This is a genomic window from Burkholderia sp. Bp8986 (assembly GCF_003854225.1).
Classification (GTDB): Bacteria; Pseudomonadota; Gammaproteobacteria; order Burkholderiales; family Burkholderiaceae; genus Burkholderia.
In genome coordinates, this window is the sequence record NZ_QTQM01000176.1 from 1 (window position 1) to 797 (window position 797).

Sequence of the window (797 nt, forward strand, 5' to 3'; positions counted from 1 at the left end):
TGGTTCGCGACGAGCGTGAGGTCGTCGATCGCCTGCGACGACTGGCGCAGCGATTCGGCCGTCTGCTGCGCGGCTTCCGACAGCTGCGACAGCGCCTGCGTGATCTGCTCGGCACCGTTCGCCTGCGTCTGCATCCCTTCGTTGACCATCTGGAAGCGCGGCGCGAGCGTCTGCACCTCGGCGATGATCTGCGACAGCTGCCCGCCGACCTGCTGCACGTCGAGCATGCCGCGGCGCACTTCCTCGGAGAACTTGTCCATCCCCATCACGCCCGCCGACACGGCCGACTGGATCTCCTTCACCGTCTGCTCGATGTCGTAGGTCGCCACCGCCGTCTGGTCAGCCAGGCGCCGGATCTCGGTCGCGACGACCGCGAAGCCGCGGCCGTACTCGCCGGCCTTCTCGGCCTCGATCGCCGCGTTCAGCGACAGCAGGTTGGTCTGGTCGGCCACCTTGGTGATGGTCGCGACGACCTGGTTGATGTTCAGCGCCTTCTCGTTGAGGATCGCGAGCTTCGCGTTCACCGAACCGGCCGCGTCCATCACGCTGCGCATGGTCTCGCCCATCCGCGTGAGGCCGCTCTGGCTCACGCCCGCGAGCGTCGCCGACTGCTCGGCCACGCCGGCCACCTCGTTCATCGTGCGCAGCAGGTCGCGCGACGTCGCGAAAATTTCGCGCGACGTCGCACCGATCTCGGTCGTCGTCGCCGCGGTTTCGTTCGCGGTCGCCTGCTGCTCGCGCGACGTCGCCGCGATTTCGGCGACCGACGTCGTCACCTGCAGCGACGACTGCTGCGC

The 797-nt window shown here is 68.4% G+C and carries 1 protein-coding gene; it reads right to left on the reverse strand.

All coding sequences use genetic code 11. The annotated features are described in order from the left end of the window. Positions 1 to 797, reverse strand: a 797-nt coding sequence (locus DID99_RS36755) for a methyl-accepting chemotaxis protein (RefSeq protein WP_260444802.1), incomplete at both ends; no start/stop codon positions are given.